This window comes from Marinobacter sp. 1-4A (assembly GCF_016597725.1).
Lineage (GTDB): Bacteria > Pseudomonadota > Gammaproteobacteria > Pseudomonadales > Oleiphilaceae > Marinobacter.
In genome coordinates this window covers 146,319-163,876 of the sequence record NZ_VCGY01000006.1, presented here as the reverse complement: position 1 = coordinate 163,876, position 17,558 = coordinate 146,319, and the positions used below count along the sequence as shown (strand labels likewise).

Below are 17,558 nucleotides of genomic sequence, written 5' to 3'. Positions count from 1 at the left end.
CCCGCTCAGTCGCGGGCTTTTTTGTTGTGTGCTCAACTGGTTAGCGAGCTAACCCAAGCTTTATTTATGATGTGAAGTGGTCTATGTTCTATTGTGAGCGCGATGCTTGCCCGTGTGCTTAGGCGGGCAGTTGATTACAACGATTAAAAATAAGGAATGATTACATGACACTGAAATTTAAAGCCTCCGCATTTGCAGTTGCTGCGGCTGTTACTTTGGGTGCTGCCTCTACTGCGGTTTCCGCACAAGAGCAGCGCTTTGTTACGATCGGAACCGGTGGTGTTACCGGTGTTTACTATCCTGCAGGTGGTGCTATTTGCCGCTTGGTTAACATGGATCGCAAAGAGCACGGCATTCGGTGCTCTGTGGAGAGCACGGGTGGTTCCGTCTACAACCTGAATGCAATCCGACAGGATGAACTGGATCTCGCAGTTGCCCAGTCAGATTGGCAATACCACGCCTACAATGGCACAAGCCAGTTCAAAGACGACGGCCCTAACAAAAAACTGCGTGCTGTATTCTCCCTGCACCCGGAACCGTTTACCGTAGTAGCCAGCAAGGGTTCAGGTATCAAGAACTTTGAAGACCTCGCCGGTAAGCGGGTTTCTGTAGGCAACCCGGGTTCCGGCCAGCGCGCCACAGCAGAAGTGCTGATGGACGAAATGGGCTGGACCATGGATAAGTTCTCTCTGGCGGCCGAGCTAAAGGCTGCTGAGCAATCTCAGGCGCTGTGTGACGGTAACATTGATGCCTTCTTCTACACTGTTGGTCACCCCTCCGGTGCTATCAAGGAAGCGACCACATCATGCGACAGTACTCTGGTTAACGTGTACAACGACTCAGCCAAAAAACTGATCGATGACAACCCGTACTACCGGAAAGCTGTGATTCCTGGCGGTATGTACCGCGGCTCTGACAACGACGTAACCACCTTTGGTGTGGCTGCAACGTTTGTGTCGTCTACCGACGTACCTGACGACGTAGTGTACGAAGTGGTCAAGGCAGTGTTTGAAAACTTTGACAGCTTTAAGCGTTTGCACCCAGCCTTCGCAAACCTGAAGAAGGAAGAAATGGTATCCGATGCTTTGAGTGCGCCGTTGCACCCAGGTGCAGCTAAGTACTACAAAGAAGCTGGCTTGATCGATTAATTCGATTTCTAGCTGTTGGAATGGCTGCGGGCACCACGCCCGCAGCTATAATTTACCTACCGTTTCCCTCTAACAGGATTCTGCTATGACCAATGGCGAGCCGAAAGCCGGGGATAGCATCGATAAGCAGAAGGTTGAGGAGTTTCTTCAAACCGAATCCGGTGGAAGAGCTGCAACCGGATCTGCGGCTATCATTCTTTTTGTTGTTCCTTTGCTCTGGTCTCTTTTCCAGCTTTGGATAGCATCACCATTACCTTATATTTTCGAATTTGGCGTGCTTAACTCTACGGAGTCGCGCTCTATTCACCTCGCATTTGCCTCGTTTCTGGCCTTTGCTGCGTTCCCTATGATTCGAGGCAAGCATGTTAACAAGGTGCCCGTCTACGACTGGCTGTTAGCACTTGCCGCAGCGTTTACCGCGTCCTATTTGTACGTTTTCTACGATCAGCTGGCAAACCGTCCCGGTTCTCCCAATATGCAAGACCTAGTGGTCGCGATGGCGGGGCTTGTTTTGCTTCTGGAGGCCACACGTCGTGCGCTGGGTCTACCCCTCACGATTGTTGCAGGCGTATTCATTATCTACTCTCTGGCCGGACCTTATATGCCAGATGTGATCTCCCACAAAGGGGCAAGCCTGAATAAGCTGGCATCGCACCAATGGTTGGGCACGGAAGGTGTTTTCGGTGTCGCTCTGGGCGTATCAACCAGTTTTGTTTTCCTGTTTGTCTTGTTTGGCGCATTACTCGAACGTGCCGGTGCCGGAAACTACTTTATTAAAGTGGCCTACGCCATGCTAGGTCACATGCGCGGCGGTCCCGCCAAAGCCGCCGTGGTTGCGAGTGGCCTTAGTGGTGTTATTTCTGGTTCGTCTATCGCGAACGTGGTTACAACGGGCACCTTCACTATCCCGCTTATGAAAAAGGTTGGGTTTCCTGCCACGAAAGCCGGTGCTGTGGAAGTGGCGGCCTCTACCAACGGCCAGCTAACGCCTCCCATTATGGGTGCTGCGGCGTTTCTGATGGTTGAGTACGTGGGTATTTCCTATCTGGAAGTCATCAAGCATGCCATTTTGCCAGCGATGATTTCCTATGTGGCACTTATCTACATTGTTCATCTGGAAGCCTGCAAGATGAACATGAAGGGCGTTGAGCGCCTGAATAAACCTACTTTGGCTCAGCGTATGCTCGTTTGGGTGATGATTTTGCTCGGGCTGAGTATTTTGACTCTAGCAGTCTATTACGGTGTCGGCTGGATGAAGGATGTTTTCGGTAGCGCGGCCATGTGGATACTGGCACCGCTGCTGGTTGCGATCTACGTTGGGCTTGTGGGCTACGGTTCGCGCTTCCCCGACTTGGAGGAAGATGCGCCTGATTCGCTTATGGATAAGTTGCCGCCGGTGGGGCCAACGGTAAAAACCGGGCTGTATTTCCTATTGCCGGTGGTCGTGCTGGTTTGGTGCCTGACCGTGGAGCGTTTTTCGCCGCAGTTGTCGGCTTTCTGGGCTACCGTGTTTATGGTGTTTATCATCATTACCCAGCGACCGCTTAAAGCCTTCTTTAAAGACAGCGGGAATTATCTGGACGGTCTGAAGCAGGGCAGTTCAGACCTGATGCATTCGCTGGTTACCGGCGCCCGCAATATGGTGGGAATCGGTGTGGCGACTGCGACGGCAGGTATTGTGGTCGGCACTGTCACACTAACCGGCATAGGGCTGGTGATGACGCAGTTCGTGGAGTTTATCTCCGGTGGTAATTTGCTGCTGATGTTGGGCTTCACGGCCCTCATTAGTCTGATATTGGGGATGGGCCTGCCCACCACCGCCAACTACATCGTGGTCTCCACACTGATGGCACCGGTTATTGTGACCTTGGGAGCAGAAAACGGTCTGCTGGTTCCACTGATTGCTGTGCACCTATTCGTGTTTTACTTCGGCATACTCGCCGATGACACGCCGCCGGTGGGTCTGGCTGCCTATGCAGCGGCAGCGATTTCGGGGGCAGACCCGATACGAACGGGTATTCAAGGCTTCACCTACGACATTCGAACCGCCATTTTGCCATTCATGTTCATCTTCAATACTCAGTTGTTGCTGATCGGCTTGACCGGCTGGTTTGATTTGCTGGTAACGGTGTTCAGTGCGGTCACGGCGATGTTGGTGTTCTCTGCAGCGACTCAGGGGTTCTGGTTTACCAAAACCCGTTGGTGGGAAACCATCGGCCTTCTGCTGATTACTTTCACCCTGTTTCGTCCGGGTTTCTGGTGGGATGAAATCTATCCGCCCACTAACGAGCGCCCCGGTGCGGAGCTGATGCAGCACGTTGACGAGGTTGCCGCAGATCAGCCCATTATCCTTCAGGCTTCCGGCATGTCGCTGTCTGGCGATGATGTGTCCAAGTTTATGAAACTGCCGCTTCCGAAGGGCGACACGCCTGAGGAGCGACTGGCCGCAGCTGGACTGGAAGTGTCGAAGTCTGGTGAAGTGATGAACGTTGAGTTTGTTAATTTCGGCAGTGATGCGGAAAAAGCCGGGCTCAGTTTCGGTTGGACTATTGATGCCGTTCAAGTGGCAAATCCGCGCCCACCGAAAGAGCTGATGTTCATTCCCGCACTTCTCCTACTTGGAATTCTGGCCTTTTTGCAGTTGCGGCGCAGGGCCGGTGAGGGGGAGCGGCCAGCTTTTGTTCCCGCTAACCGTTAGGCTAAGCACGCAAATCACTAAGTAGGGCTTCAAACAAACCCCGGCATTAACCTGCCGGGGTTTTTTCTGTTAAACTGCGCCTCGAAACGGCTCGCGGTTTGTATCGCGGAACGCCGTCACCATGTGATCTCTCGTATAGATCACCGCTGAGCAATCAATCAGGAGTCTTTCATGCCCGTCATAACTCTGCCGGATGGCAGTCACCGTAGTTTCGCAGAATCCGTTACCGTTCATGATGTTGCCGCCGATATTGGTGCTGGCCTCGCCAAAGCAGCTCTTGCCGGAAAGGTGGATGGTAAGCTTGTAGATACCAGCCACAGGATTGAACAAGATGCCGAGCTGGCTATCATCACAGAGCGTGATGAAGACGGTGTCGACGTTATTCGCCACTCAACGGCACACCTGTTGGCCATGGCAGTTAAAGAGCTATTCCCTGCTGCTCAAGTGACCATCGGTCCAGTTATTGATAACGGGTTTTACTACGATTTCAAATTTGACAGGCCTTTTACCAATGAGGATCTGGCCCGAATTGAAAAGCGTATGGAAGAACTCGCTAAGCAGGATATCCCCGTATCCCGCTCGGTGCTTTCCCGCAGCGAAGCGGTAAAGCTGTTTGACGAGATGGGTGAGGAATACAAAGTCCGCATTATCGAAGATATTCCGGGCGATGAAGACCTGTCTTTCTACCGGCAGGGCGATTTTATCGATCTTTGCCGTGGCCCCCATGTGCCCAGTACCGGCAAGCTAAAAGCATTTAAGCTGACTAAGGTTTCCGGCGCATTCTGGCGCGGCGATACCAGCAATGAGCAGTTACAGCGGGTTTACGGCACCGCCTGGGGCAACAAGAAAGACCTCAAGGCTTACTTGCACCGCTTGGAAGAAGCAGAAAAGCGTGACCACCGCAAACTCGGAAAAAAACTGGACCTTTTCCACATGCAGGAAGAGTCCCCGGGCATGGTTTTCTGGCATCCTGATGGTTGGACTGTGTATCAGCAAATTGAGCAGTATATGCGCGACATGCTGCACCGTCACGGGTACAAGGAAATCAAAACGCCGCAGGTGGTATCCCGCAGCCTGTGGGAGAAATCCGGCCATTGGGACAAGTTCCGTGATGATATGTTTACCACGGAATCCGAAAAGCACGACTTTGCTATTAAGCCGATGAACTGCCCGTGTCATATCCAGGTGTTTAATCAGGGGCTGAAAAGCTATAAGGATCTACCACTGCGCCTTGCGGAGTTTGGCTCTTGTCACCGCAATGAAGCATCTGGTGCTTTGCACGGTTTGATGCGAGTGCGTGGGTTTACGCAAGATGATGCCCACATTTTCTGCGAAGAAGACGCTGTTCAGCCGGAAGTTTCAAAGTTCATCGAGCTTCTCCACGAAGTGTATGAAGATTTCGGGTTTGATCAAATTCTGTATAAGTTATCCACTCGCCCCGAAAAGCGTGTGGGTTCAGACGAGGTATGGGATAAAGCAGAAGCCGCCTTGGAAGAAGCGCTGAATCGTGAAGGTGTAGATTGGGAGCTATTGCCGGGCGAAGGCGCGTTTTATGGACCGAAAATTGAATTTTCGCTCAAGGACAGTATCGGAAGGGTATGGCAGTGTGGCACTATTCAGGTAGATTTCTCGATGCCTGGTCGTTTGGGTGCCCAGTATGTTGCTGATAATTCCGAGCGTAAAACGCCGGTTATGCTGCATCGTGCCGTACTTGGGTCTTTCGAGCGGTTTATTGGCATATTGATTGAAGAGTACGAGGGCGCGTTCCCAACATGGCTTGCCCCGACTCAGGTCGCAATCCTCAATATCACCGATAATCAGCGTGATTATTGTCAAAATCTCGCGAAAAAGTTGGATTCTTTAGGCTTTAGGGTTAATGCTGACTTGAGAAACGAGAAGATCGGCTTTAAAATCCGCGAGCATACTATTAACAAAGTTCCCTTTCTTGCCGTTGTCGGTGATAAAGAGGTCGAGAACAACGCCGTTGCGGTGAGAACCCGCAAAGGCGAAGATTTGGGAACTCTATCGCTCGAAGCGTTTGAACAACTTCTGAAAGGAGATGTTGAACGTAAGGGCAGAATCAAGACGGAGATTTAACTATTAAACAGCGAACGAATCGGGGTGGGCGTACTCCAAAGGCGCCGATCAATGAGAATATTGATGCAACTGAAGTCCGCCTGATTGATGCCGAAGGCACTCAGGTAGGGGTAGTTCCGATCGCAGAAGCCCTCAGAATGGCAGAGGAGGCGACTCTGGATCTGGTACAGGTTACAGATTCCGATCCGATCGTCTGTAAAATAATGGACTATGGCAAAAAGGTCTTCGACGAGAAAAAGGCGAAGGCTGCTGCCAAGAAGAAGCAAAAACAGACGCAAGTCAAAGAGCTTAAGTTCCGACCAGGAACTGAAGAAGGGGATTATCAGGTAAAACTACGCAACCTGGTACGTTTCCTTGAAGGCGGGGACCGCGGCAAAATCACTATCCGCTTCCGTGGCCGTGAGATGGCACACCAAGAGATTGGTATGAAGCTTATGGAACGAATTGAAGCAGATATTGAGGCGCTGGCTCAGGTCGAAATGCGGCCGAAAATGGAAGGCCGGCAAATGACCATGATTGTGGCTCCCCGCAAAAAGAAGTGAACTTGATTCAATGATGAATCCCCTGCCGTAGTATAGGCGGGGGTTTTGTCGTTCAGGTTCACATTTATGTATTTAAAAAAACAGAATGCGGAGTTTTAAAAAATGTCTAAAATGAAAACGAAGAGTGGAGCGGCCAAGCGGTTCAAGAAAACTGCTACCGGCTTCAAGCACAAGTCAGCCTTCACCAGTCACATCCTGACCAAGAAGAGCCCAAAGCGTAAGCGTCAGCTGCGTGGTACTTCATTGGTTGCCAAATCTGATGTGGCATCCGTAAAGCGTATGCTCGGTCAATAACCTAGCAAACACTCACAACGGTTTTAAGGTAGAAGGATTATAGTATGGCTCGTGTTAAACGTGGCGTGGTTGCACGTCGTCGTCACAAGAAGATTTTAAAGCAGGCCAAGGGTTACTACGGAGCTCGTAGCCGTGTATTCCGCGTTGCCAAGCAAGCGGTTATCAAAGCCGGTCAATATGCATATCGCGACCGTCGTAACCGTAAGCGTGCTTTCCGCGCACTGTGGATCGCTCGTATCAACGCTGGCGCCCGGGCCAATGGCTTGTCTTACAGCCGCTTGATTGCTGGCCTGAAAAAGGCAAACGTTGAAATCGACCGTAAGGTTCTGGCTGATCTGGCTATGAACGAACAGCAGGCGTTTGCCGCTGTTGTTGAGAAGGCTAAAGCGTCTCTTTGATCGCTTAGCTCTTTCATCGATTACGAATCGAACCGGTGCCCTGCGTCAATCTATTCGCGCAACAGGCACCGTTTAATAGGGGAAGGGCGCGCTCTTCCCCTATTTTTGTTTCAAGATTTCTTTTTTTGAAATCCTCATTTCTGGTTTGGAGCAGGGTCAATGGAAAACCTGGAGCAATTGGTTCAGGACGGCTTGGCGGCAGTAGAAAAAGCCGACAGCTTGCAGGCGCTTGATCACATTCGTGTGGAGTATCTTGGTAAGAAAGGCGTTATTACCCAGCAAGCAAAAACTCTAGGTAAACTTTCTGCCGAAGAACGCCCCGCGGCCGGCCAGAAGATCAATGAGGCAAAAGGGCAGGTTGAGCAAGCGATTAATGCCAAGCGCAGTGAGCTTGAGCGGGTTGCTATTGAACAAAAGCTTGCGAGTGAATCCATTGATGTGAGTCTGCCCGGTCGTGGTCAAGACCTGGGAGGACTGCATCCGGTTACCCGCACTCTGCAGCGAATCGAAGAGTTTTTTTCCCGTGCTGGTTATACCGTAGAGCAGGGACCAGAGATTGAAGATGACTATCACAACTTTGAAGCTCTCAATATACCTGATCACCACCCTGCTCGGGCCATGCACGATACGTTCTATTTCAACCCCGGAACCGTGCTGCGCACTCACACCTCTCCGGTACAGATTCGCACCATGGAGGCTGGCAAACCACCGTTCCGCATGATTTGCCCAGGTCGAGTGTATCGCTGTGATTCCGACATGACGCACACCCCTATGTTTCATCAGGTTGAAGGGTTGTTGGTTGAGAAAAATGTCAGCTTTGCGGATTTGAAAAGCACGGTTGAAGAGTTTCTTCGAGTGTTTTTTGAACGTGATCTTCAGGTTCGTTTCCGGCCGTCCTATTTCCCGTTTACCGAGCCCTCTGCCGAGGTAGATATCGAGTGGGGCCGTGAAGCCGATGGCAGCATAAAGTGGCTGGAAATCATGGGTTGCGGCATGGTGCATCCGAAAGTATTTGAACATTGCGGTATTGATGCCGAGGAATACCGTGGCTTCGCATTTGGCTTGGGTGTCGAACGCATGGCTATGCTCCGTTATGGAGTAAATGATTTGCGTATGTTTTTCGAGAACGACCTGCGCTTTCTACGCCAATTCCGCTAATTCGATGTTTTACGGCATCCGAACCAATAGTCAAAACCGCATCAGGACAAGGCAATAACCATGAAATTCAGTGAGCAGTGGCTGCGCGAGTGGGTAAACCCGAAAATCAGCTCTCAGGAGTTGATGGATCAAATTACAATGGCAGGGCTGGAAGTCGACGGCTTTGAGCCTGTGGCCGGTAAGTTTCAAGGCGTTGTGGTTGGCGAGGTTCAGTCTGTTGAGCCCCATCCAGACGCCGATAAGTTGCGGGTGTGTCAGGTTAGTGACGGCAACCAAGTGGTTCAGGTTGTCTGTGGCGCACCCAATGTGCGCCAAGGCTTGAAAGTTCCGTTTGCTGTAGTTGGTGCTGTATTGCCCGGTGATTTCAAAATTCGAAAAGCAAAACTGCGTGGCCAACCATCTGAAGGCATGCTGTGCTCGGAGTCTGAACTAGGCTTGTCTGATCGTCATGAAGGCCTGATGGAGCTACCTTCCGACGCGCCAGTTGGCACAGAGCTGAGCGACTACCTCAAGCTGAACGACGTGGCCATCGACGTAGATCTGACTCCTAACCGCAGCGATTGCCTGTCCATTAAAGGCATTGCCCGCGAAGTCGCTGTGCTGAACAGCTTGGTTGCGGAAGCGCCGCAGATTGTCCCTGTTGAAGCAGTGCACTCGGAAGTGCCGGATATTCGTGTCGATGCACCTGAAGGTTGCCCGCGGTATCTGGGCCGAATTCTTCGCAACGTGAATCTTCAGGCTGAAACACCTTTGTGGATGCAGGAAAAGCTTCGCCGTTCCGGCGTGCGTTCGATTGATGCAGCTGTGGATGTAACCAACTATGTGATGCTGGAGCAGGGCCAGCCAATGCACGCGTTTGATCGCGATGAGATCAGCACGGGTATTGTTGTGCGCATGGCACGCCCGGCTGAAAAACTGGTGCTGCTGGATGGGCAGGAAGTGGAGTTGACTGATCAGACGCTGGTAATTGCTGATCACGAAAAGCCCATTGCCATTGCTGGCGTTATGGGTGGTGAGCATTCAGGTGTAAGCCCGAAAACCCGTGATCTGGTGCTTGAATCTGCCTATTTCGATCCTATTACTCTTGCTGGCAAGGCTCGCCACTACGGCCTGCATACTGATGCTTCTCACCGATTTGAGCGCGGTGTGGACTACGAGCTTGCCCGCGAAGCCATGGAGAGGGCAACCCGGCTTCTCATGGATATCGTAGGCGGAGAGCCAGGAGAGATTGTTGAGGTTGCCAGTGCCGACAATCTGCCGAAACAACACAAAATTGATTTGCGATCAAAGCGTCTTGCGGATGTTCTAGGTCTGGAAATAGATCGCACCACGGTGGAAGAAATTCTCACCCGACTGGGTTTGCGTGTTGATAAGCTTCTGAAAGATGGCTGGCGAATTCAAGTGCCCAGCTTCCGGCCGGACATTTCCATCGAAGAAGACCTAATTGAAGAAGTCGGCCGTATCTATGGCTACAACAACCTCCCTGTTACAGAGCCTACAGGCTCGCTTGGGTTGCGGGTAAACGAGGAAGCAACTCGGCCCGTATCGGCCATTCAAAATTATTTTGTCTCCCACGGCTATCAGGAAGCGGTCACCTACAGCTTTGTAGACCCTAAGGTGCAGGCGCAAGTGGATCCGGAGCGCGAAGGCATCGCATTGGCGAACCCTATTTCGTCAGACTTGTCTGTAATGCGCACAAGCCTTTGGAGCGGCTTACTGAAAACGGTCGCCTACAACCAAAACCGTCAGCAACCACGCATCCGCCTTTTCGAGACGGGTTTGCGTTTTTTGCAGGATGATCAGCGTATCGATCAGCAGCAGATGTTGGCAGGTGTGGTGGTCGGCAACCAATACCCCGAAAACTGGGTGAACGGTCGCAGAACTGCCGATTTTTTTGATGTAAAAGGTGAATTGGAAGGTCTGTTCAGTTTGCTGGGCGTGCAAATCGATTTTATCGCCAGTCAGCACCCGGCTTTACACCCGGGGCAAACGGCCGAGCTCCTTCGGGATGGTGAGCATGTAGGGTGGTTGGGCACACTGCACCCACAAGTTCAGAAAAATCTTGAACTTAATGGCACCATTCTGATGTTTGAGCTATCCTTGAATTCGGTCATTACTGGATATGTGCCTAATTTCAAAGAAATTTCAAAATTTCCTGAAGTTCGGCGGGATTTGGCGATCATTATCGGTGGTGAAGTCGCGTTCGCCGACGTAGAGCGTGTAACACGAAAACACGCAGGCGAGCAGCTGACAGCGTTGCGTGCGTTTGATGTCTACGAGGGAGAGAGCCTAGGCGAGGGCAACCGGAGCCTGGCTTTGAGTCTGTTCTGGCAGCATCCTGAGCGTACGTTGAATGAAGACGAAGTGCATTCGCTCTTTAACGGTGTCATTGACGCACTGAAAGAAGAGTTGGGAGCAACACTGAGGAGTTGAGACATGGCGGCTTTGACGAAGGCGGAAATGGCAGAGCGCTTGTACGAGGAATTAGGCCTGAACAAACGCGAAGCCAAGGAAATGGTGGAAGCTTTTTTCGATGAGATCAGAGGCGCACTCAGCCACAACGAACAGGTAAAACTGTCGGGTTTTGGTAATTTCGATCTGCGGGATAAAAAACAGCGTCCTGGCCGAAACCCGAAAACTGGTGAAGAAATTCCGATAAGCGCACGACGTGTTGTTACGTTTCGCCCGGGCCAGAAACTGAAACAGAAAGTAGAAGCGTATGTTGGAACCCAGTCATAACAATGAACTCCCCGCTATACCAGGGAAGCGCTACTTTACGATTGGTGAGGTAGCAGACCTGTGTGCTGTAAAAGCACATGTATTGCGCTATTGGGAGCAAGAGTTTCCTCAGCTGTCACCGGTTAAGCGCCGAGGTAATCGCCGCTATTATCAACGAGCCGATGTGATTACCATCCGCCAGATACGCAGTCTGCTCTACGAGCAGGGGTATACCATTGGTGGTGCCAAGCAAAAACTCAGTAGCCATGAAGTAAAAGACGATACTACGCAATACAAGCAGTTGATCCGGCAAATGATTACCGAGCTGGAAGAAGTGTTGGAAGTGCTCAACGCGCCAGCCAAATAAACGGTGCACTCCTATAAAAAGCCGAAGCGATTCCCCGTCACTTCGGCTTTTTTGTGGGCGCTTTAATTTACTGCTTTTTGCAGGTCTTAATTCCCAGCAATGAATACGCAGGGCAGTTGCCCATTAGTGCGGTAGCCAGCGGCACAATGCCAATCCATCCCCAAGGTGTTTGCGGCCCTACGAACACCAACGTTAATAGTACGATGCCTACTATGGCGCGAATAATCCGATCAGCTGAACCCATATTAATGCTCATAGTCCATTCTCCTGTGTTGGCATGAGGCTTACTAGGAATCCTAGGATTCTTACTTTAGGCCCCACAGAGAGACAGTTCAGTGATAAAGTCACACTGACCTCGTCCATATCAAAACTCCACGGAAGAACTCATGCTTGATCACAGTATTCTGGAGACTTTGCCCAGAGAGCTTCAAAAGGAAGCTCTTGAAAGCATTCGGGTTATGCGGTTTCCGCCGGGCAAGGTTTTGTTTCAAGCGGGAGAGCACTGTCAGGGCTTACCGCTGATGCTTAGCGGTGCGGTAAAGGTCCAGATGACAGGCGTTTCCGGAAACAGCATTGTGCTTTACCGCATGGGTGCTGATGATATTTGTACCCTGTCTATTGGTTGCTTGATGACGGGCTACGGTTATAGGGCAGAGGCAGTTGTAGAAGAAGAGTCCGAAGCCGCTATGGTACCTAGGGGGTTGTTTGATCGGCTGATGGATCAGTCAGCCGCCTTTAGGCTCGGAATCATGGAATCCTATGGGCGTCGATTGGACGACTTGATGTTATTGGTGGAAGAAGTGGCATTTCGCCGTATGGATGAACGGCTTGATGAATGGCTTCAGGCTCGCCGGAGCCCAATACACATCACGCATCAAGAGTTGGCAGTTGAGTTGGGAACTGCCCGGGAAGTTGTCAGCCGGCTGCTGAAAGAGCTTGAACGCAAGGGCAGGGTACGATTGGCGCGGGGCAAAATCGAACTAATAGACTCTTAGAGCAAGCGCCCCGGAGGCAGTTTCAAAAACTCCGGGGCAGCAGCTGAGCTTCAAGCAACCTTTGTGCAAGTGTTACCAGTCAGTGACGGATTTTACCTCGAGGAATTCTTCCAAGCCCCAAACGCCTCCTTCACGGCTGCCATTGCCTGACTGTTTCATACCGCCGAACGGGAAGCCTGCCGAGCCGGACTTTCCGTTGATTTCCACCATGCCGGACCTGACCTGACGGGCGACTCTACGGGCTTTTTCTTTATCGGAAGTCTGAATGTAATTGGTAAGCCCGTATAGCGTATCGTTTGCCAGCTCTATGGCCTCTTCTTCGGTTTCAAAAGGCGTGATAGCGAGCACCGGACCGAAAATTTCCTCACTCCAGATGGTCATACCGGGCGTTACGTCTGCAAATACGGTTGGCTTCACGAAGTAGCCCTTTTCGAGGCCTTCTGGTCTGCCTTCGCCGCCCGCAACCAACTTAGCACCTTCCTCTACGCCCTGTTTGATCAGGGCCTGAACCTTCTGGAACTGCTGCTCGGACACGACAGGCCCGATATGGCGACCTTCTGCACTCGCCAAGCCTACCTCGGTTTTCCCGGCGATCATTGCGGCGGTCTCAACCGCCTGCTGGTAGATAGACTTTTCCACCAGCATCCGTGTGGGCGCGTTGCAGGACTGGCCAGAGTTGGCAAAGCAGTGGCGCACACCACGGGTCACCGCTTTTTCATCGGCATCTGCAAAAATGATATTGGCACCTTTGCCGCCCAGCTCCAAACCGACCCGCTTCACAGTGTCGGCTGCTGCAATGGTGATGGCTTTGCCAGCACGGGTTGAGCCGGTGAAGCTGACCAGATCAACGTCAGAGTGCTCGGAAAGTTGGGAGCCGACACCGGCGCCGTCACCATTCACAAGGTTGAAAACGCCCGGTGGGAAGCCTGTACTGTCAATCATGTCGGCTAAGAGCATGGCTGATAGAGGGGAAATTTCTGACGGCTTGATAACCACTGTGCAGCCTGTGGCCAAAGCGGGAGCCACCTTCAGCATCACCTGATTCATCGGCCAGTTCCAAGGCGTAATTAAGGCACATACGCCAACAGGCTCATGGAGAATGATGTTGTCTGGCGCGTGCTCTCCAAGGGGGTGCTCAAATTCGAACGACTTTAGAGCGCGGATCGTATTTTTAAGGTGAGCGGCGCCAGCGCCAACCTGAGAACTTCGCGCAAGATCGATGGGCGCGCCCATCTCCCGACTGATGGTTTGGGCCATCTCTTCTGCCCGGGCTTTGTAAGTTTCAAACAAGCGCTCCAACAACTCGACACGCTGCTCTTTGGTTGTGGAAGACCATTCTGGAAAGGCTTTTTTCGCGGCAGCGACTGCGCTGTCTGTATCCGCCTGCGACCCCAGAGTTATCGTGGAGAACCCGGCCTCATCGGAAGGGTTGATGATATCCAGTGTTTGGGATCCTTCTGGCGTTACCCACTTGCCATTAATATAAAACTTGTTCGTATCCAACATGGTTCATCTCTTTTCAGTGGATTTTCTAGCATGGTAACAGGTTGGCTAGTGATGACGAATTGATTCAAATTGCCTTGGGTTTCGTATAAGGCTCACGCGTTAAAGAAATGCCCCTGACCGCCGTTAACAAAACCTATACACATAACTGTATTGGATTCGGGGTCGGGTCCAACCTTGAGGAATAATAGATGTTTTTTGGCCGTCATAAATTGCAGTCCCGGATCGAGTCTTTAGAGGATGAATTAAAAGCCTACCAGGACATCCAAAGGGAACTGCGAGCTGAGATGATCTTTTTCTCGCTGGACGCCGCAGGAAGGTTTGTAGAGGTAAATGATCATTTTTTGCAGTCCACCGGCTATACCGAGCGGGAATTGACTGGCAAGAGCTTCGACCCCTTCGTGTTCGATAAATCCCGTGACAAAGCGCACTGCAAGCAAATGTTTGCTGCCATTGATGGGAAGAAACCCTGGCAGGGTGCGCTACAGCTTGTCCACAAGGATGGTCGCTCGGGCTGGTACCGCACTATTATGCAGCCCAAACAATCCGCAGACGGTCAGATAGCGGAGTTGGTGTGCTATTCCAAGGAACTGACTCAAACTATATCCAAGTCCCGGGAGCAAGAGGATTTGCTTGCTGCCCTGAACCGTTCTCTGGCCATTATCGAATTCAGTTTAGACGGCATAATACTCAACGCGAATGACAACTTTCTGAGCAGCGTCCATTACAGCAGAAGCCAAGTAGTGGGTAAGCATCACCGGATCTTCTGCGAGCCGGAAGAGGTTAGCTCGCAAAGCTATGCGAATTTTTGGAAAACCCTCGCATCAGGTGAGTTTGTATCCGGCAGATTCAAGCGTCTGGATAGTAAAGGCAATGATATATGGCTGGAGGCTACCTACAATCCTGTACATGACGACTCAGGAGAACTCTACAAGGTTGTGAAATTTGCAACCGTAATAACAGAACAGGTGACCCGTGATCAGGAGGTTATGAATACTGCAGAGGTAGCCAGCGATATTTCCAGAAAAACCGGTGAGGACGCTTCTGCCGGACTCGCTGTTATTGAATCGACCGTTCGCACCATGAATGAGTTATCGGCACAGATGGATGAGGCTAGCAAGGGGATCGCTGCCTTGGATAATCAGTCTGCCAAAGTGTTCGAGCTGGTGGAAAGCATTCGAGGTATTGCCGATCAGACCAATCTTCTTGCCCTGAATGCCGCTATTGAAGCAGCGCGAGCGGGTGATCAAGGGCGTGGGTTTGCGGTGGTTGCAGATGAAGTTCGGCAGCTTGCATCGCGAACAAGTTCGGCTACTGAGGAAATCGTTAAGGTGGTTTCTGAGAATAAAAAACTGACGGAAGAAGCGGTGGCGCTAATCGCAAGCAGTCAGGAGAAGACCGGCCAAGCACTCACTTTTTCAAATGAGGCTGGGCAGGTAATGAATGAAATGCGGGCTGGGGCGCAGCAAGTGGTTGACGCCGTAGGCCAATTTAAAATCAACTTGTAAGCTTTAGGGCGATGCCCTCACCATTCTGCCCCTCGCCATATTCTTCCAGAGTCATCGGAAGACTACGGCGGGAGACAAATGGGCCTGCTGGCAGTGTGTTCACAAACCGCGCATAGCCACACTCAGTTAATCAGGCGAACTCTAGGAAGTGATTCTGATTCGGCCCAGCTAACCGTTACCGGCTGCGTGTCCTTGCCGGTAAATAGGTGCCCGACTTCTGGGACAGCGTAACGCAGATCGCCACGGGTCGGGCGCTGGTTGTTAAATTCCGCGTGGCTGATGCCGACTTCCCAGATGTTATCTGAGCCTTCGCTGGCCCAGCCTTCTGGGCGCAGCTCAACTCGCACTTCGGAGCCGATCAGGCTAACTGCTTCGATGCGTAACGGCAGATTCGCATGTTCGGCAGGCCCTGTAGCCAAACGTACCTCGTGGGGTCGCAAGTAAAGCTGGGCGCTACCTTGGTGCTGAATGCCCGGTAGCGTCACCCGTGCATTGCCCTGATTTAAACTGCCATGTTTAACCTCGCCAGATAGAACATTCACCTGACCGAGGAAATCAAATACGAAACGGCTATCGGGGCGGGCGTAAAGTTCGGTCGGCTCATTCACCTGTTCCACATTGCCCTGACTCATTACGACTACTTGATCGGACAACTCCAGAGCCTCTTCCTGATCGTGGGTCACAAAGATGCTGGTGAAGTGGAACTCATCGTGCAAATTACGCAGCCAGCGCCTCAGATCTTTACGCACCTTAGCGTCCAGAGCGCCAAAAGGCTCATCCAGTAGCAGGATTTTCGGCCGTGTAGCAATAGAGCGGGCAAGGGCTACGCGCTGCTTTTGGCCACCGGACAGCTGAGCAGGGAAGCGCTGTGCCAGATGCGGCAGCTGGATCATGTCCAGTAGCTCGCTGACCCGTTTCTGAATCTCCGCCTTGGGCGGGCGCTGTTTACGCGGTAGTGATTCCAAGCCAAAAGCAATGTTTTGGGCAACGGTCATGTGACGAAACAGGGCGTAATGCTGGAATACGAAACCAATGTTGCGATCGCGTACATGCAGTTTGGTTACATCCTTGCCGGAAAAGGCGACCCGTCCGCTATCGGCTGATTCGAGGCCCGCAATAATACGCAACAGCGTTGTCTTCCCGGAACCGGATGGCCCCAGTAAGGCGGTCAGCTTTCCTTCTGGAATGTTCAAGGAGACGTTGTTCAGCGCCTGAAATTGTCCAAAACGCTTGTTGATGCCATCAACCGTGATAGTCATTACGCTGTCTCCTCTGTTTGCAGACGGTTCAGAGTGCGTGTCTGCCGCCATTCCACGAAACCTTTCACAGCCAGCGTAAATACAGCGATGCCGGCCAGTAGCGAGGCGCTCGCAAACGCGCCAACAATATTGTAATCCTGATACAACAGCTCAACGTGCAGGGGGAGAGTGTTGGTTTGCCCGCGGATATTGCCGGACACCACCGATACCGCGCCAAACTCGCCTACGGCTCTTGCGTTAGTGAGTACCACGCCGTAAATCAGTGCCCACTTAATATTTGGCAGTGTGATGGTACGGAATATTCTCCAGCCGGAGGCGCCCAGCACCACTCCGGCTTCTTCTTCCTCACTGCCTTGCTGCTGCATGAGTGGTATCAGCTCGCGGGCTACGAAAGGGCAGGTGACAAACACAGTCACCATCACAATGCCGGGCCACGAAAACATCAATTGCATGTCGTAATCCGCGAGCCAGCTCCCAACCCACCCATTGCGACCGTAAAGCAGCAGGTAAAGTAGGCCGGCTACAACCGGTGATACTGCAAACGGAATATCAATCAGTGTGATCAGCAGCTTGCGCCCGGGGAACCGAAAACGTGTTACCAGCCAGGCCAGCGCGGTGCCAAAGACGAGGTTGAGGGGAACAGTAAGAGCGGCCACAAACAGCGTTAAGCCGATCGCGTGCAGTGTATACTGATCCGTTAGGTTATCTGCCAGAGTGCCCCAGCCAGCTCCCAGAGCTTCAACAAAGATCACCAGCAGCGGCATGATCAACAAAGCAATCGCGACAGCAACAGCCGTTACGATCAATAACCATTTTATTGCCGGGCTATCGCCAACACGGCGGTGCCGGGAAGATTGGGAGGCGTTCATGAAT

Annotated in this window: 16 protein-coding genes and 1 pseudogene; 13 read left to right on the top strand and 4 right to left on the bottom strand. The window is 51.9% G+C overall.

The window, feature by feature from the left end; genetic code table 11:
• The first annotated feature begins 164 nt into the window (after positions 1-164).
• The 10 genes from FE845_RS14090 (at position 165) to FE845_RS14045 (ending at position 11,420) form a co-directional block, all read left to right on the top strand.
• Complete coding sequence (locus tag FE845_RS14090; RefSeq protein ID WP_200365785.1) at positions 165-1,148, top strand: TAXI family TRAP transporter solute-binding subunit; 984 nt, start codon at positions 165-167, stop codon at positions 1,146-1,148.
• An 85-nt stretch (positions 1,149-1,233) separates the two neighbouring features.
• Positions 1,234-3,846: a TRAP transporter permease gene (locus FE845_RS14085; protein WP_200365783.1), complete on the top strand. Its 2,613-nt coding sequence runs from the start codon at positions 1,234-1,236 to the stop codon at positions 3,844-3,846.
• 171 nt (positions 3,847-4,017) lie between these two features.
• A complete protein-coding gene (gene thrS / locus FE845_RS14080) occupies positions 4,018-5,943 on the top strand; it encodes a threonine--tRNA ligase (RefSeq protein WP_200365780.1) in 1,926 nt (641 codons plus the stop codon).
• A 2-nt stretch (positions 5,944-5,945) separates the two neighbouring features.
• The gene (gene infC, locus FE845_RS14075) at positions 5,946-6,485 is read left to right on the top strand and encodes a translation initiation factor IF-3 (RefSeq protein ID WP_200365932.1); all 540 of its coding nucleotides are present in this window, start codon (positions 5,946-5,948) and stop codon (positions 6,483-6,485) included.
• Between the two features lie 102 nt (positions 6,486-6,587).
• A complete protein-coding gene (rpmI, locus tag FE845_RS14070; protein WP_200365771.1) occupies positions 6,588-6,779 on the top strand; it encodes a 50S ribosomal protein L35 in 192 nt (63 codons plus the stop codon).
• Between the two features lie 44 nt (positions 6,780-6,823).
• Positions 6,824-7,177 (top strand): 50S ribosomal protein L20, encoded by a 354-nt coding sequence (gene rplT / locus FE845_RS14065; protein WP_022989373.1) that lies wholly within the window; start codon positions 6,824-6,826, stop codon positions 7,175-7,177.
• 159 nt (positions 7,178-7,336) lie between these two features.
• A complete protein-coding gene (pheS, locus tag FE845_RS14060) occupies positions 7,337-8,335 on the top strand; it encodes a phenylalanine--tRNA ligase subunit alpha (RefSeq protein WP_200365769.1) in 999 nt (332 codons plus the stop codon).
• A 60-nt stretch (positions 8,336-8,395) separates the two neighbouring features.
• Positions 8,396-10,768: a phenylalanine--tRNA ligase subunit beta gene (pheT, locus tag FE845_RS14055; RefSeq protein ID WP_200365767.1), complete on the top strand. Its 2,373-nt coding sequence runs from the start codon at positions 8,396-8,398 to the stop codon at positions 10,766-10,768.
• A 3-nt stretch (positions 10,769-10,771) separates the two neighbouring features.
• Positions 10,772-11,074, top strand: coding sequence for an integration host factor subunit alpha (ihfA, locus tag FE845_RS14050; protein WP_071264800.1), 303 nt, complete (start codon positions 10,772-10,774; stop codon positions 11,072-11,074).
• Positions 11,055-11,420: a MerR family transcriptional regulator gene (locus FE845_RS14045; protein WP_200365765.1), complete on the top strand. Its 366-nt coding sequence runs from the start codon at positions 11,055-11,057 to the stop codon at positions 11,418-11,420. Before ihfA ends, FE845_RS14045 begins: the two co-directional genes overlap by 20 nt.
• A 67-nt stretch (positions 11,421-11,487) precedes the next feature.
• On the opposite strand, the gene FE845_RS14040 is transcribed toward FE845_RS14045, so the two are convergent.
• On the bottom strand, positions 11,488-11,676 hold the full coding sequence (locus FE845_RS14040; protein WP_200365763.1) for a DUF2892 domain-containing protein: 189 nt from the start codon (positions 11,674-11,676) through the stop codon (positions 11,488-11,490).
• 130 nt (positions 11,677-11,806) lie between these two features.
• Between FE845_RS14040 and FE845_RS14035 the strand changes: the two genes are divergently transcribed.
• Positions 11,807-12,415, top strand: a complete 609-nt coding sequence (locus FE845_RS14035; protein WP_200365761.1) for a Crp/Fnr family transcriptional regulator — start codon at positions 11,807-11,809, stop codon at positions 12,413-12,415.
• Between the two features lie 72 nt (positions 12,416-12,487).
• Here the strand turns inward: FE845_RS14035 and FE845_RS14030 are convergent, their stop codons facing one another.
• A complete protein-coding gene (locus FE845_RS14030) occupies positions 12,488-13,921 on the bottom strand; it encodes an aldehyde dehydrogenase family protein (RefSeq protein WP_200365759.1) in 1,434 nt (477 codons plus the stop codon).
• 188 nt (positions 13,922-14,109) lie between these two features.
• On the opposite strand from FE845_RS14030, the pseudogene FE845_RS19025 reads away from it, so the two are divergent.
• Together FE845_RS19025 and FE845_RS19020 are read left to right on the top strand one after the other, a co-directional pair.
• A pseudogene (locus FE845_RS19025) lies at positions 14,110-14,892 on the top strand (PAS domain-containing protein); the annotation flags it as partial.
• Positions 14,893-14,907: 15 nt separating this feature from the next.
• On the top strand, positions 14,908-15,426 hold the full coding sequence (locus FE845_RS19020; RefSeq protein WP_413785085.1) for a methyl-accepting chemotaxis protein: 519 nt from the start codon (positions 14,908-14,910) through the stop codon (positions 15,424-15,426).
• Positions 15,427-15,548: 122 nt separating this feature from the next.
• Here FE845_RS19020 and FE845_RS18850 read toward each other — a convergent pair whose 3' ends face one another.
• Positions 15,549-16,685 (bottom strand): sulfate/molybdate ABC transporter ATP-binding protein, encoded by a 1,137-nt coding sequence (locus FE845_RS18850; RefSeq protein ID WP_200365755.1) that lies wholly within the window; start codon positions 16,683-16,685, stop codon positions 15,549-15,551.
• On the bottom strand, positions 16,685-17,554 hold the full coding sequence (gene cysW, locus FE845_RS14015) for a sulfate ABC transporter permease subunit CysW (RefSeq protein WP_200365743.1): 870 nt from the start codon (positions 17,552-17,554) through the stop codon (positions 16,685-16,687). The genes FE845_RS18850 and cysW overlap by 1 nt, the downstream gene beginning before the upstream one ends.
• Between the last annotated feature and the right edge of the window lie 4 nt (positions 17,555-17,558).